Source organism: Mammaliicoccus fleurettii (genome assembly GCF_003970575.1).
GTDB classification, from domain to species: domain Bacteria; phylum Bacillota; class Bacilli; order Staphylococcales; family Staphylococcaceae; genus Mammaliicoccus; species Mammaliicoccus fleurettii.
Window position 1 is genome coordinate 4,628 of sequence record NZ_RXWZ01000233.1, and the last position, 279, is coordinate 4,906.

Genomic DNA, 279 nt, shown 5'->3' on the forward strand with positions numbered 1-279 from the left:
AAGTAGCTGTATCACATGTATTTACATTATTTAAACGTAGATATAATAAATATTATCAAGATGACTCAGGTCCATACGAATTTAATGATGATGAAGTTTTACCTGATAGAGAACAATAAAATTCAAATTAATTTTAAAACTGCCTACAAAGTACAGCTTTGAGGCAGTTTTTTTATTTATTAATTTTTATTTTAATAAACGCTTAACGATGAAAAAAATTCTATTTTATGTCATTATATGGTATTATTTGGGAGAATAAAGTAAGAGAAGGTTGATATA

General features: G+C 24.4%; 1 protein-coding gene. It reads left to right on the forward strand.

Annotated features, from left to right (window positions below):
* The coding region (locus tag CD129_RS13615; RefSeq protein WP_420898918.1) for a hypothetical protein at positions 1–119 on the forward strand (119 nt) is incomplete at its 5' end.
* Between the last annotated feature and the right edge of the window lie 160 nt (positions 120–279).